The 14,072-nt window shown below is 40.8% G+C and carries 15 protein-coding genes and 2 pseudogenes; all 17 read right to left on the bottom strand.

What is annotated here, in order from left to right:
* Positions 1 to 31: 31 nt before the first annotated feature.
* A complete protein-coding gene (rpsQ, locus tag JCM19034_RS14085; protein ID WP_035345234.1) occupies positions 32 to 292 on the bottom strand; it encodes a 30S ribosomal protein S17 in 261 nt (86 codons plus the stop codon).
* Between the two features lie 17 nt (positions 293 to 309).
* Positions 310 to 513 (bottom strand): 50S ribosomal protein L29, encoded by a 204-nt coding sequence (gene rpmC, locus JCM19034_RS14080; protein WP_062050726.1) that lies wholly within the window; start codon positions 511 to 513, stop codon positions 310 to 312.
* Positions 503 to 937, bottom strand: coding sequence for a 50S ribosomal protein L16 (rplP, locus tag JCM19034_RS14075; RefSeq protein WP_062050724.1), 435 nt, complete (start codon positions 935 to 937; stop codon positions 503 to 505). The genes rpmC and rplP overlap by 11 nt, the downstream gene beginning before the upstream one ends.
* A gap of 2 nt (positions 938 to 939) precedes the next feature.
* A complete protein-coding gene (rpsC, locus tag JCM19034_RS14070; RefSeq protein ID WP_062050722.1) occupies positions 940 to 1,599 on the bottom strand; it encodes a 30S ribosomal protein S3 in 660 nt (219 codons plus the stop codon).
* Between the two features lie 3 nt (positions 1,600 to 1,602).
* Entirely contained in the window at positions 1,603 to 1,944 is a 342-nt protein-coding gene (gene rplV / locus JCM19034_RS14065) for a 50S ribosomal protein L22 (RefSeq protein ID WP_062050720.1), read from the bottom strand.
* A gap of 23 nt (positions 1,945 to 1,967) precedes the next feature.
* Positions 1,968 to 2,246 carry a 30S ribosomal protein S19 gene (gene rpsS / locus JCM19034_RS14060; RefSeq protein ID WP_062050718.1) on the bottom strand — a complete coding sequence of 93 codons (279 nt, stop codon included), beginning with the start codon at positions 2,244 to 2,246 and terminating at the stop codon, positions 1,968 to 1,970.
* A gap of 60 nt (positions 2,247 to 2,306) precedes the next feature.
* On the bottom strand, positions 2,307 to 3,137 hold the full coding sequence (rplB, locus tag JCM19034_RS14055; RefSeq protein ID WP_062050716.1) for a 50S ribosomal protein L2: 831 nt from the start codon (positions 3,135 to 3,137) through the stop codon (positions 2,307 to 2,309).
* Positions 3,138 to 3,165: 28 nt separating this feature from the next.
* Positions 3,166 to 3,456 carry a 50S ribosomal protein L23 gene (gene rplW / locus JCM19034_RS14050; protein WP_062050713.1) on the bottom strand — a complete coding sequence of 97 codons (291 nt, stop codon included), beginning with the start codon at positions 3,454 to 3,456 and terminating at the stop codon, positions 3,166 to 3,168.
* Entirely contained in the window at positions 3,456 to 4,079 is a 624-nt protein-coding gene (gene rplD, locus JCM19034_RS14045) for a 50S ribosomal protein L4 (protein ID WP_062050711.1), read from the bottom strand. Before rplD ends, rplW begins: the two co-directional genes overlap by 1 nt.
* Positions 4,080 to 4,103: 24 nt before the next feature.
* Positions 4,104 to 4,732, bottom strand: a pseudogene (gene rplC, locus JCM19034_RS14040) (50S ribosomal protein L3).
* Positions 4,733 to 4,812: 80 nt separating this feature from the next.
* Positions 4,813 to 5,121: a 30S ribosomal protein S10 gene (gene rpsJ / locus JCM19034_RS14035; RefSeq protein WP_017729599.1), complete on the bottom strand. Its 309-nt coding sequence runs from the start codon at positions 5,119 to 5,121 to the stop codon at positions 4,813 to 4,815.
* 478 nt (positions 5,122 to 5,599) lie between these two features.
* Positions 5,600 to 6,790, bottom strand: coding sequence for an elongation factor Tu (gene tuf / locus JCM19034_RS14030; RefSeq protein ID WP_062050707.1), 1,191 nt, complete (start codon positions 6,788 to 6,790; stop codon positions 5,600 to 5,602).
* 133 nt (positions 6,791 to 6,923) lie between these two features.
* Positions 6,924 to 9,002 carry an elongation factor G gene (fusA, locus tag JCM19034_RS14025; protein WP_062050705.1) on the bottom strand — a complete coding sequence of 693 codons (2,079 nt, stop codon included), beginning with the start codon at positions 9,000 to 9,002 and terminating at the stop codon, positions 6,924 to 6,926.
* A 45-nt stretch (positions 9,003 to 9,047) separates the two neighbouring features.
* Positions 9,048 to 9,518: a 30S ribosomal protein S7 gene (gene rpsG, locus JCM19034_RS14020; protein WP_062050702.1), complete on the bottom strand. Its 471-nt coding sequence runs from the start codon at positions 9,516 to 9,518 to the stop codon at positions 9,048 to 9,050.
* Positions 9,519 to 9,546: 28 nt separating this feature from the next.
* A pseudogene (gene rpsL, locus JCM19034_RS14015) lies at positions 9,547 to 9,959 on the bottom strand (30S ribosomal protein S12).
* Between the two features lie 111 nt (positions 9,960 to 10,070).
* The gene (locus tag JCM19034_RS14010) at positions 10,071 to 10,319 is read right to left on the bottom strand and encodes a 50S ribosomal protein L7ae-like protein (RefSeq protein ID WP_062050699.1); all 249 of its coding nucleotides are present in this window, start codon (positions 10,317 to 10,319) and stop codon (positions 10,071 to 10,073) included.
* Between the two features lie 91 nt (positions 10,320 to 10,410).
* The gene (gene rpoC / locus JCM19034_RS14005; RefSeq protein WP_062050697.1) at positions 10,411 to 14,034 is read right to left on the bottom strand and encodes a DNA-directed RNA polymerase subunit beta'; all 3,624 of its coding nucleotides are present in this window, start codon (positions 14,032 to 14,034) and stop codon (positions 10,411 to 10,413) included.
* Positions 14,035 to 14,072 lie beyond the last annotated feature (38 nt).

Raw genomic sequence — 14,072 nt, 5'->3', positions numbered from 1 at the left:
TCTTACCTCCCTTCAACTTAAAGATCTTAGATTAGATGATAACCGCTTCTTCTACAATTTCTACTAAGCGGAAACGTTTATCTTTAGATAGTGGACGAGTTTCCATGATTTTAACGATGTCGCCAACTTTTGCACTGTTTTCTTCATCATGTGCTTTGAACTTTTTCGAATACTTTACGCGTTTCCCGTAAAGACGATCTTTCTTATATGTTTCAACAAGAACTGAAATGGTCTTATCCATCTTGTCTGAAACAACGCGCCCTGTATAAACCTTGCGTTGGTTGCGTTCCATTTAAGCAAACCTCCTTTTTAGCCGTTGTTAATTCCAAGCTCACGTTCTCGTAATACTGTTTTCGCACGAGCGATTGCTTTGCGAACTTCACGAATACGGGTTGGATTATCCAATTGACCAGTCGCTAGTTGAAAGCGAAGGTTAAATAACTCTTCTTTTAATGATTTTGTCTTTTGCTCAATTTCAGCAGTGGTTAAGTTACGAATTTCATTAGCTTTCATTTGCGTCACCACCCACTTCTTCGCGTTTTACAAACTTACATTTTACTGGTAACTTATGTGAGGCAAGACGTAATGCTTCACGTGCTACTTCTTCAGAAACACCGGCAATTTCAAACATGATCTTACCAGGCTTAACTACAGCTACCCATCCCTCAGGAGCACCTTTACCAGAACCCATTCGAACTTCCAATGGCTTCGCAGTATATGGCTTAGAAGGGAAAATTTTAATCCAAACCTTACCACCACGTTTCATATAACGTGTCATTGCAATACGAGCAGCTTCAATTTGACGGTTTGTAATCCATGATGCATCAAGTGCTTGTAAACCGTACTCACCGAAATGAACCTCAGTACCACCTTTTGCACGGCCTCTCATCTTACCACGGTGCTCACGACGGTATTTTACGCGTTTAGGCATTAACATGATTATTTGCCTCCTTCCACTTTGTTTGTTCCTTTTGTTGGAAGGACTTCACCACGATAAATCCAGATTTTCACACCTAACTTACCGTATGTTGTATCAGCTTCTGCTGTACCATAATTGATATCAGCACGAAGTGTGTGAAGTGGAACAGTTCCTTCACTATAATGTTCAGCACGAGCGATATCCGCACCACCAAGACGACCAGATACTTGAGTTTTAATCCCCTTTGCACCAGCACGCATTGTACGTTGGATCGCTTGCTTCATTGCACGACGGAAAGAAATACGATTTTCTAGTTGACGAGCAATATTTTCAGCTACAAGCTTCGCATCTAAATCAGCTTGCTTAATTTCAAAAATATTAATATGAACTCTCTTACCTGTTAATGTGTTAAGAGCTTTACGTAGAGCTTCTACTTCAGAACCACCTTTACCGATCACCATACCTGGTTTAGCAGTAGAAACTGTAATGTTTACACGATTTGCCGCACGCTCAATTTCAACTTTTGAAACTGATGCATCCTTTAAACGCTTTTCAATGTACTCACGAATTTTAATATCTTCGTGTAGTAAATCAGCATATTCTTTATCAGCATACCATTTTGACTCCCAGTCATGAATGACACCAACTCGAAGTCCGGTAGGATTTACTTTTTGACCCACGCGTTATCCCTCCTTCTTTTCTGTTACCACTAACGTAATGTGGCTAGTACGTTTGTTGATACGGCTTGCACGCCCCATAGCACGCGGACGGAAACGTTTCAGTGTGACACCTTCATCAACATAAACTTCACTAATTACAAGATTATTTGGCTCCATCTCATAGTTGTGCTCTGCATTCGCAATCGCCGAGTTCAAAAGCTTCTCTACTACAGGAGATGCCGCTTTTGGTGTATGGCGAAGGATAGCAATTGCTTCTCCGACTTGCTTTCCACGAATAAGATCCACGACTAGACGCACCTTACGAGGAGCAATACGGACTTGTTTTGCTACAGCTTTAGCTTGCATAGGATTGACCTCCCCTCTTACATTTAACGTCTTGTTTTCTTATCATCAGCTGCATGGCCTTTATACGTACGTGTAGGTGCAAACTCACCAAGCTTGTGTCCTACCATATCTTCAGAAATGTATACAGGTACATGCTTACGGCCATCATATACTGCGATTGTATGACCGATAAAATCAGGGAAAATAGTTGAACGACGAGACCAAGTTTTGATCACTTTTTTGTCATTTGATTCATTTAACGCTTCAACCTTCTTCATTAAATGATCATCGACAAAAGGTCCCTTTTTCAAACTGCGACCCATGAGAATTCCTCCCTTCGCGACTGTTCCACGGTTCTAATGAAGAACCGTAGCTCAATCCCGTTATTTTTTACGACGACGTACAATATGCTTATCGCTTGCTTTATTCTTCTTACGAGTTTTGTAACCAAGTGTCGGTTTACCCCATGGAGACATAGGAGACTTACGACCGATTGGTGAACGGCCTTCACCACCACCGTGTGGGTGATCGTTCGGGTTCATAACAGATCCACGAACTGTTGGACGTTTACCTAACCAACGAGAACGGCCTGCTTTACCAATGTTCACAAGTTCATGCTCAAGGTTTCCAACTTGACCGATTGTAGCACGGCAAGTAGCAAGAATGTAGCGAGTTTCACCTGAATTCAAGCGAACTAATACATAATCGCCTTCTTTACCTAAAAGTTGTGCTTCAGCACCAGCTGAACGAACTAATTGGCCACCTTTTCCTGGCTTCAATTCAATATTATGAATAACTGAACCAACAGGGATATTCTTTAATGGTAATGCATTCCCTACTTTGATATCAGCTTCAGGACCAGATTCAATTGTTGCACCGACAGTAAGACCTTTTGGAGCTAGAATATAACGCTTCTCACCATCAACATAGTTAATAAGTGCGATATTCGCTGTACGGTTAGGATCATACTCAATTGTAGCAACGCGTCCTGGAATTCCATCTTTATTGCGTTTAAAGTCAATCACACGGTATTGGCGCTTATGGCCTCCACCTTGATGACGTACAGTTAATTTACCTTGGTTATTGCGTCCGCCTTTTTTGTGTAAAGGGGCAAGCAATGACTTTTCTGGTTTGTCTGTTGTGATTTCTGCATAATCTAATACAGACATACCACGACGACCGGCACTGGTTGGTTTATACTTCTTTACCGCCATCTTTTATTCCCTCCTTCACTAGTAGTTCTTAAACACCTTCAAAGAATTCTAATTCTTTACTATCTGCTGATAATGTCACGATAGCTTTTTTACGACGTGCAGTAAAACCTGTATAACGACCGAAGCGTTTAGCTTTACCTTTGTAATTTTGCGTATTTACATTATCAACTTTAACATCAAAGATTTCTTCAACAGCATCCTTGATTTGCGTTTTGTTGGCACGAACATCCACTTCAAACGTGTATTTCTTTTCACTCATTAAATCTGTTGAACGTTCTGTGATTACAGGGCGCTTAATGATATCACGAGCATTTGACATTACGCAAGCACCTCCTCTACCTTTTCAACGGCACCTTTCGTTATGACAAGCTTATCATGCTTCAATACATCTAGAACGTTGATTCCATCAGCTGAAACAAACGTAACACCTGGGATGTTGCGAGCTGATAATGCAACTTGTTCATTGTAATCCGCTGTAACAACTAACGCTTTACGATCAGCTGAAAGGTTAGCAAGAACAGCCTTCATTTCTTTTGTCTTAGGAGTATCAAATGATAATCCTTCTAACACAACAATTTCTTCTGCTTTAACCTTACTTGATAGAGCAGATTTAATTGCTAAACGGCGAACTTTCTTTGGTAGTTTATAGCTATAGCTACGAGGAGTAGGACCGAATACAACTCCACCACCAACCCATTGCGGAGAACGGATTGACCCTTGACGAGCGCGTCCAGTTCCCTTTTGACGCCATGGCTTACGACCACCACCACGTACTTCAGAACGTCCTTTTGTTTTGTGTGTACCTTGACGTAGAGAAGCTTGTTGCATCACTACTGCGTCATGAAGCACACTGTTATTTGGTTCAATTCCAAATACCGAATCATTTAATTCAACATCTCCAACTTGAGATCCACTTTGATTAAATAATGCTACTTTTGGCATGATGTGTCCTCCTTTCTGTCAAGCTTATTTTGCTTTAATCGCACTTTGAACAGTTACGTAACTCTTTTTTGCTCCAGGAACATTCCCTTTAACTAAAAGTAAGTTGCGCTCTGTATCAACTTTTACGATTTCTAAATTTTGAACTGTTATTTGTTCTCCACCCATACGTCCAGGTAAAAGTTTACCTTTAAATACACGGTTCGGATCTACAGGACCCATTGAACCAGGACGGCGATGATAACGAGAACCGTGAGACATAGGTCCGCGAGATTGATTGTGACGCTTAATCGCACCTTGGAACCCTTTCCCTTTTGACGTACCTGTTACATCAACTGTGTCACCTTCTGCAAATGTATCTACTTAACTTCTTGACCAACTTCATATTCGTCAAGATTAACGTTACGGATTTCCTTGATGAAGCGCTTAGGGGCCGTATTTGCTTTAGCGGCATGGCCTTCAGCTGGCTTGTTAACATTTGCTTTCTTTTGATCCGCAAATCCAATTTGAATTGCTTCATAACCATCAGAATCAGCTGTCTTCTTTTGAAGGACAACGTTTGGTTCTGCTTCAATTACTGTTACTGGAATTACTTCACCATTTTCAGCAAATACTTGTGTCATACCAATTTTTCTACCTAAGATTCCTTTGGACATCCGTTACACCTCCTATTAATTGTTCAATTTATTTTGCCATTTTCATATCATCAGTTGAGATTTGCATCTCAAATACTATGTTATAGTTTAATTTCAATATCTACACCAGACGGTAAGTCAAGACGCATTAATGCATCTACTGTTTGTGGCGTAGGATTCACAATATCAATTAAACGCTTATGCGTACGCATTTCAAATTGCTCACGAGAATCTTTATACTTATGCACCGCACGAAGAATTGTATAAACAGATTTTTCTGTTGGTAGTGGAATCGGACCCGAAACACTAGCACCAGAACGTTTTGCTGTTTCTACGATCTTTTCTGCTGATTGATCAAGGACTCTGTGATCATATGCTTTCAAACGAATGCGAATCTTTTGTTTTGCCATAATAGCCCCTCCTTTATCGTCCATTTTTATAAACAGACATACTCTGCGAAAATTTCCTACACCCTGCCATGGCAAAGGAGCCGGGTGTGTCAGCAACCTTTCGCTTCATCGCTGTCAGTGACCAACGTTCACCATTATACACAAAAAGAAAAACCAGTGCAAGTGGGAACCTACGCTGATCACACCTTATCTATTATAATAGCCTTGAATATAAAAATCAATGTTTAATTTAAATCCAACGTAATTAATTTATATTTTAGCATTCTTTATGATTACAAACGGTTTTCTTTCCTCTTGTAATGATCATTTATCTTTCGCTAGCTTCATCAATTTAGTAACTACCAATCACTGAGATTTAGTAAACTTCTCATTAATGCAGTAAATACAACTCTTTCGTTTTTTTTACTACACTTCTGCCGTTCATATGTTCATATATAAGAAAACCCTGTCGTTTGACAGGGTTTCTATAATGTATTTATTACTTTTGAATTGATGCAACAACACCGGCACCAACAGTACGTCCACCCTCACGGATCGAGAATTTAGTACCTTCTTCGATCGCGATTGGAGCGATTAGTTCAACTGTCATTTCGATGTTATCTCCTGGCATTACCATCTCAACGCCTTCTGGAAGTTGAACAATTCCAGTTACGTCAGTTGTACGGAAGTAGAACTGAGGACGGTAGTTTGAGAAGAATGGAGTGTGACGTCCACCTTCTTCTTTTGAAAGAACGTAAACTTCAGCTTTGAAGTTTGTATGTGGTGTGATTGAACCTGGCTTAGCAAGTACTTGACCACGTTGTACCTCTTCGCGGCTTACACCACGAAGAAGAGCACCGATGTTGTCTCCAGCTTCTGCATAGTCAAGAAGCTTACGGAACATTTCTACTCCAGTACAAGTAGTTTTTTGAGCTTCTTCAGTAATACCGATGATTTCAATTTCATCACCAACATTTAACTGACCACGCTCAACACGACCAGTAGCAACTGTACCACGACCAGTGATTGAGAATACATCCTCAACTGGCATCATGAATGGCTTTTCGTTATCACGCTCTGGAGTTGGGATGTAGCTATCAACAGCTTCCATTAGCTCAATGATTTTTGCTTCCCATTCAGCATCGCCTTCAAGTGCTTTAAGAGCAGAACCTTGGATAACTGGAACATCGTCACCAGGGAAGTCATACTCAGAAAGTAAATCACGTACTTCCATTTCTACTAATTCTAATAGTTCTTCGTCATCAACCATGTCACATTTGTTTAAGAATACAACAAGGTAAGGAACACCTACTTGACGAGATAAAAGAATATGCTCACGAGTTTGAGGCATTGGACCATCAGCAGCAGATACTACTAGGATACCTCCATCCATTTGTGCAGCACCAGTGATCATGTTCTTAACGTAGTCTGCGTGTCCTGGGCAGTCAACGTGTGCATAGTGGCGGCTCTCAGTTTCATACTCAACGTGTGCAGTTGAGATTGTGATACCACGCTCACGTTCTTCTGGAGCTCCATCAATCGCATCATATGCCATTGCAGTACCTTTACCAGATTTTTTAGCTAATACTGTTGTAATTGCAGCAGTTAAAGTTGTTTTACCGTGGTCAACGTGTCCAATTGTACCAATATTGGCATGTGTCTTGGAACGATCGAATTTTTCCTTAGCCATGATTCATTTCCTCCCTTAATTAAGAAAAGTATAAGTATTTATTATTGGGTAAGAAAGGTGTGTACCCATTGTAGAATATCACCTTTCTTAGCTTACAACAAACATTACGTTGAAACAATTCCTAAACGAAATATTATTCGCCAGTTTGTTTCTTAATAATTTCTTCAGCAACACTCTTAGGTACTTCCTCATAATGATCAAAGAACATTGTATATGTTCCACGACCTTGTGTACGAGAACGAAGTGAAGTTGCATAACCAAACATTTCAGCTAACGGTACAAAAGCCTTAACGACTTGAGCATTTCCGCGTGCTTCCATACCTTCTACACGTCCACGGCGAGCTGTAACGTCACCCATTACATCACCCATGTACTCTTCAGGTACAACAACTTCTACTTTCATTAGTGGTTCAAGCAATACAGGGTTACACTTTGACTTGGCATTTCTAAGTGCCATTGAAGCAGCGATCTTAAAGGCCATTTCACTCGAGTCAACATCATGGTATGAACCATCGAAAAGCTTCGCTTTAAGATCGATAACTGGATAACCAGCAACCATACCATTTTGCAATGCTTCTCTAATACCTTCTTCTACTGAATTGATATATTCACGAGGTACCGCACCACCGACAACCGCATTTTCGAATTCGAAACCAGCGCCTTCTTCATTTGGAGAGAACTCAACCCAAACGTGACCAAATTGACCTCGACCACCAGATTGACGAACGAACTTTCCTTCAACTTGTGCTGATTGACGAATTGTTTCACGATAAGATACTTGCGGAGCACCAACATTAGCTTCCACCTTAAACTCACGCTTCATACGGTCAACGATAATATCAAGGTGAAGCTCACCCATACCAGAGATGATCGTTTGTCCTGTTTCTTCGTTTGTTTCAGTATGGAATGTCGGATCCTCTTCTGCTAATTTAGCCAGTGCAACCCCCATTTTATCTTGGTCGGCCTTTGATTTAGGCTCAACTGATAAAGAGATAACAGGCTCAGGGAATTCCATAGATTCAAGAATAACGAGATTCTTTTCATCACATAAAGTATCCCCAGTGGTAGTATCTTTCAAACCTACTGCAGCAGCAATATCACCAGAATAGACAGTAGAGATCTCTTCACGAGAGTTTGCGTGCATTTGTAGAATACGTCCTACACGTTCACGCTTATCTTTCGTTGAGTTCCTTACATATGAACCTGAATCTAGTGTTCCAGAATAAACACGGAAGAATGTAAGCTTACCAACGAATGGATCAGTCATAACCTTAAATGCTAATGCAGAGAAAGGTTGATCATCTCCAGACTCGCGAGTAACCTCTTCCTCTGAATCAGGAATAGTACCTTTGATAGCTGGTACATCTAGAGGTGATGGAAGATAATCAAGTACAGCATCTAACATTAATTGAACACCTTTGTTCTTGAATGCCGAACCACAAAGAACTGGATAGAATTCTACATTACATGTTCCTTTGCGGATCGCTGCTTTTAATTCTTCCTTCGTTAACTCTTCACCTTCTAAATACTTCATCATAAGCTCTTCATCTAGTTCAGCTACTGCCTCAACTAGTTGTTCATGCAATTCTTGAGCCTTTTCTTTGTATTCTTCAGGGATTTCTTTCGCCTCAGTACGAGTACCAAGATCATCTTCATAGAAGTACGCAACCATGTCTACTAAATCGATAATACCATCGAATTCATCCTCTGCTCCAATCGGTAATTGAATAGGATGAGCATTTGCTTGCAGACGATCTCGAAGCGTTCCTACAGAATAAAGGAAATCCGCACCTGTTTTATCCATTTTATTAATGAATACAATACGAGGTACACCGTATGTTGTCGCTTGACGCCATACAGTCTCTGTTTGCGGTTCAACACCAGATTGTGCATCAAGTACCGCTACAGCTCCATCCAATACACGTAATGAACGTTCTACTTCTACAGTAAAATCGACGTGTCCTGGTGTATCAATGATGTTAATACGATGGTCTTTCCATTGTGCTGTTGTCGCAGCAGACGTGATTGTAATACCACGCTCTTGCTCCTGTGCCATCCAGTCCATTTGTGAAGCACCTTCGTGAGTTTCACCAATTTTATGGATACGTCCAGTATAGAAAAGAATACGCTCCGTAGTAGTTGTCTTACCAGCATCAATGTGAGCCATGATCCCGATATTACGCGTATCTTTCAAGGAGAACTCTCTTGCCATAATGTCTTTCTCCTTCCTAATTCAAAGTTTATAATTTTTTTAATTTTACCAACGATAATGAGCAAATGCTTTGTTCGCTTCAGCCATCTTATGAGTATCTTCACGCTTTTTAACAGAAGCACCTGTGTTATTAGCAGCATCAAGGATTTCATAAGCTAAACGTTCTTCCATTGTCTTCTCTCCACGTAGACGTGAATAGTTTACTAACCAACGAAGACCTAAAGTAGTACGACGTTCAGGCTTAACCTCAACTGGTACTTGATAGTTTGCACCACCTACACGGCGAGCTTTTACTTCAAGAACTGGCATGATGTTTTTTAATGCTTGATCAAACACTTCCATTGGATCATTGCCACTACGTTCCTTTACAATTTCAAACGCATTATAAAGAATTGTTTGTGCTCTACCACGTTTACCATCCTCCATAATACGGTTGATTAAACGTGTAACAAGCTTAGATTTGTAGATTGGATCCGGTAATACATCGCGACGAGCGACTGGTCCTTTACGAGGCATAGTTCCCCCTCCTTTCCATTGTTATTTTTTATTTCTTAGGACGCTTCGTACCATATTTCGAGCGACCTTGCATACGATCTTGAACACCAGCAGTATCTAGTGCACCACGAACAATGTGGTAACGAACCCCTGGTAAATCCTTAACACGTCCTCCACGAATAAGAACAACACTGTGCTCTTGTAGATTGTGTCCAATACCTGGGATGTATGCTGTAACTTCAATTTGGTTCGTTAAGCGTACACGAGCATACTTACGAAGAGCTGAGTTTGGCTTCTTCGGTGTCATTGTACCAACACGAGTACATACACCACGCTTTTGTGGTGAAGAAAGGTTCGTTTGTGACTTTTTGAAGCTGTTGTACCTTTGTTAAGTGCAGGTGAATCAGACTTCTTCGTCTTAGCTACACGACCTTTACGGATTAACTGATTAATTGTAGGCATTTTATTTCCTCCTCTCTCTTACTAAATTAAGACCACTGATCCTGGTGGTTCATCTTTAGGCAAAAGGAAAGTTTTCGCCATCCGGATGAACCCCGTATGGCAAAAACGCATTTATTTCCTTAAAGCTACAGTGGCAGCACCAACATCGATATTAGCAGCTTTACCAAGTCGCTTCATCGAGTCGACATATATTAATGGTACTTCTTTCTCTTTAGCCAATGCTTCAACCTTATAGATCACACGGTATTCAGCATCTTTTGCTATTACAATCTCTGAAACAATACCATCTTCTAGCGCCTTTAGGGTTTGTTTAGTCCCTATAATTAGGTTATTAGCCTGTAAAACTTTTTCATAAGACATAATCCATCCTCCAAAGCAACAGGGGTCTCAGGCACACTTTGATATATTAACACTTTGTTACATTAAGTGTCAATGTTTTCTTTTTCAAAAGTTATTCATGAGTTAATGCTTCTTCAGCCACGTGCTCATCAACAATTTCCGGCTGTTCTTTATCGTACTTAGAACGAATGTCTAACTGACGATAACGTTGCATACCAGTACCAGCAGGAACTAGCTTACCGATGATTACATTTTCCTTAAGACCAAGAAGTTCATCACGTTTCCCTTTTATAGCGGCATCCGTTAAGACACGAGTCGTTTCTTGGAAGGATGCTGCTGATAGGAAGGAATCTGTTTCAAGAGATGCCTTTGTAATACCGAGCAGTATAGGTTTACCTGTTGCCGGACGTTGGCGTTCGAGAAGAACTTTGCGGTTTTCATCGTTAAACTGTTGGATCTCAACTAGTGAACCAGGCAATACGTTTGTTTCACCGGCATCGACGACACGTACTTTTCGTAACATTTGACGAACCATTACTTCAACGTGCTTATCACCGATTTCAACCCCTTGCATACGATAAACCTTCTGTACTTCCCTTAATAAATACTCTTGAACACCATTCATACCTTTAACCTTTAGAAGCTCTTTAGGATCGATCGAACCTTCAGTGATCGGTTCTCCAGCTTTAACTAAATCACCGATTGACACTTTCAAACGCGAACCGTAAGGAATGGCATAATTCTTCGTTTCCATCTCGCTCTTAATAGCAACCTCGCGTTTATCACCATCTTTAACATCGATCACTTCTCCGTCAATTTCTGAGATAACCGCTTGCCCTTTAGGGTTACGAGCTTCAAACAATTCTTGAATACGAGGAAGACCTTGTGTAATATCATCTCCAGCTACCCCACCTGTGTGGAATGTACGCATAGTAAGCTGCGTTCCAGGTTCTCCGATTGATTGTGCTGCGATAATTCCAACCGCTTCACCAACTTCTACATCACTACCTGTAGCTAAGTTACGTCCATAACATTTCTTACAAACACCATGGCGCGTATCACACGTAAAGACCGAACGAATCGTTACTTGTTCAATTCCAGCTTCGACTATTTGCTTAGCGATATCCTCATGAATCAATTCATTTCTACCGATCAAGACTTCACCTGTTTCAGGGTGCTTAACCGTCCTAAAGGCCACACGCCCAACTAAACGATCATACAGATCCTCAATGATTTCGTTACCTTCTTTAATGGCACTAACAGCTAAACCTCGGTCTGTACCACAATCATCAGAACGTACGATAACATCTTGAGCAACGTCAACAAGTCGACGTGTTAAATAACCTGAATCGGCTGTTTTTAGTGCGGTATCAGCAAGACCTTTACGCGCACCGTGAGTTGAAATAAAGTATTCCAAAACCGTTAAGCCTTCGCGGAAGCTTGATTTAATCGGTAATTCAATGATTCGACCAGATGGATTCGCCATTAATCCACGCATTCCAGCTAATTGAGTAAAGTTAGATGCATTACCACGGGCTCCTGAATCACTCATCATAAAGATTGGATTACTACGGTCTAATGTACCCATTAACTTGCTTTGAATAACATCCTTCGCTTCACTCCAAATGGAAATGACACGATCATAGCGCTCTTCCTCTGTAATTAAACCACGGCGGAATTGCTTTTGAACTTTATCAACTTTCGTTTCTGCTTCAGCTAAAATTTCCTTCTTCTCAGCTAATACAACAATATCCGCCACACCTACTGTAATACCAGCACGTGTTGAATATTTAAATCCTAACTCTTTCATTCGGTCAAGCATCTTAGAGGTTTCGGCAATTGCAAATTTCTTAAAGACTTCTGCGATAACGTGTCCTAAGAAGCCTTTCTTAAAAGGAGCAATTAGCTCGCTTTCTTCAACATGCTTTTTCACATCTGTTGTGCTTGGCACAATATATTTATCAGGTGTAGCAATTTCTAGGTTTGTCATCGTCGCTTCATTCACGAATGGGAATGAATCTGGCAAAATTTCATTAAAGATCAGCTTTCCGACAGTTGTTACTAACAATTTGTCATATTGGTCATCTCTAAACGTCGTTTTACCTAATGATTTAACCGGAATTGCAACACGGCTGTGTAAATGTACAAATCCATTCTGATAAGCGATTAAAGCTTCATCCGTATCTTTAAAGATGGCACCTTCACCAATTGCTCCTTTTCGTTCCATCGTTAAGTAGTAATTTCCTAATACCATATCTTGTGATGGTGTAACAACTGGCTTTCCATCCTTCGGGTTAAGGATGTTTTGTGCAGCTAACATTAAAATACGAGCCTCCGCTTGAGCCTCCGCCGATAACGGTACGTGGACAGCCATTTGGTCACCATCAAAATCGGCATTATAAGCCGTACATACAAGCGGATGAAGTCGAATTGCACGTCCTTCAACTAAAGTAGGCTCAAAAGCTTGAATACCGAGTCTGTGTAACGTAGGTGCACGGTTTAATAAAACAGGGTGTTCACGAATGACTTCCTCGAGTACATCCCAAACTTCTGGATGGACACGTTCTACTTTTCGCTTAGCACTCTTAATATTGTGTGCAAGCCCTTTGCTTACTAACTCCTTCATAACAAACGGTTTAAACAATTCTAATGCCATTTCTTTAGGTAATCCACACTGATACATCTTCAAGTTCGGACCAACGACAATAACGGAACGACCAGAATAGTCAACACGTTTACCAAGTAGATTTTGACGGAAACGACCTTGCTTACCTTTTAGCATATGTGAAAGGGACTTCAGCGGACGGTTCCCTGGTCCAGTAACCGGACGGCCTCGACGACCATTATCAATTAAAGCATCCACTGCTTCTTGCAACATACGCTTCTCGTTTTGAACGATAATATTCGGTGCACCTAAATCTAATAAACGTTTCAGACGATTATTACGATTGATCACTCGACGATACAAATCGTTCAAATCAGAAGTAGCGAAACGACCTCCATCTAATTGAACCATCGGTCGCAATTCAGGTGGAATAACAGGTAGCACATCAAGAATCATCCATGATGGCTCATTTCCTGAGTTACGGAATGCTTCTAACACTTCTAATCGCTTTATCGCCCGTGTACGACGTTGTCCTTGAGCAGTTACAAGTTCCTCTTTTAAAATAGAAACTTCCTTTTCAAGGTCAATATCAGAAAGAAGCTTACGAATCGCTTCGGCTCCCATCTGAGCTTGGAACGAACGGCCGTATTTATCACGATACGTCCGATATTCCTTTTCGGAAAGCAATTGTTTCTTTTCAAGAGCAGTATCACCTGGATCGGTTACAACATATGAAGCAAAATAAATAACCTCTTCTAACGAACGAGGAGACATATCTAGTACCAATCCCATACGACTTGGAATACCTTTAAAGTACCAAATATGAGAAACAGGAGCCGCTAATTCAATATGACCCATACGCTCGCGGCGAACCTTCGCACGCGTCACTTCAACGCCACATCGATCACAAACAACACCTTTGTACCGTACGCGCTTATATTTTCCGCAGTGACATTCCCAGTCTTTTGTAGGACCGAAGATACGCTCACAGAAAAGCCCGTCTTTTTCTGGTTTTAACGTTCGATAGTTAATCGTTTCAGGTTTTTTAACTTCCCCTCTTGACCAAGAGCGGATCTTTTTAGGTGAAGCAAGACCAATTTTCATATATTCGAAGTTGTTTACATCTATCAAGGGGCTAACCTCCCTTTTGGTTTTGCGTATCAATTCAT

Source organism: Bacillus sp. JCM 19034 (assembly GCF_001310635.1).
In the GTDB taxonomy this organism is placed as follows: domain Bacteria; phylum Bacillota; class Bacilli; order Bacillales; family Bacillaceae_D; genus Halalkalibacter.
This window is presented reverse-complemented; position numbering and strand designations above follow the sequence as displayed.